The 519-nt window shown below is 70.3% G+C and carries 1 protein-coding gene; it reads right to left on the bottom strand.

The window, feature by feature from the left end:
* Positions 1 to 519: Ig-like domain-containing protein (locus tag IVA80_RS30530; RefSeq protein ID WP_247438435.1), on the bottom strand; the 519-nt coding region annotated here is incomplete at both ends.

The following is a 519-nucleotide window of genomic DNA, read 5'->3' as shown; positions in this document are numbered from 1 at the left end:
CGGGCTGCCGTCGATGGTGAAGTGCACCACCGTGTTGGCAAGGCCGGTGCCGCTCAGCGCCGGGTTGGCGGTGATATGGTCGGTGGCCAAGCTGCCGGTGTCGGCGACCAGGGCCTCGGTCACGGCCAGGCCGGTGGTGCTGAGCGTATAGACCACTGCGCCGCTGGTCGCGGTATTGCCGGCCGCATCGCTCACCCGTGCCGTCAGCGCGTTCGGGCCGCTGCTGAGCGTGACCGTGGTGCTCCAGCTGCCGTTGCCCTGCACGATCGCGGTGCCGATCGTGGTGATGCCGTCCAGGATGGTGACGGCGGCGCCGGCATCGGCCACGTCGACCGTGCCGGTGATGGTCTGGCTGGCCTGGTTGACCGGTCCGCCCGCGCTGGTGATGGCGACCGCGGGTGCTGCGGTGTCCAGGGTGAAGCTCAGCGACGCCGAACCGGTGTTGCCGAAGCTGTCGGTCTGGCTCGCGACGATGGTATGCGCTCCGTCGGCCAGCCCGCTCGGCGTAAACGACCAGGC

Origin of the sequence: Bradyrhizobium sp. 139, assembly GCF_023074175.1 — a bacterium.
GTDB lineage: Bacteria > Pseudomonadota > Alphaproteobacteria > Rhizobiales > Xanthobacteraceae > Bradyrhizobium.
The sequence above is the reverse complement of the archived record's forward strand: the minus strand, read 5'-3'. Positions and strand labels throughout refer to the sequence as shown.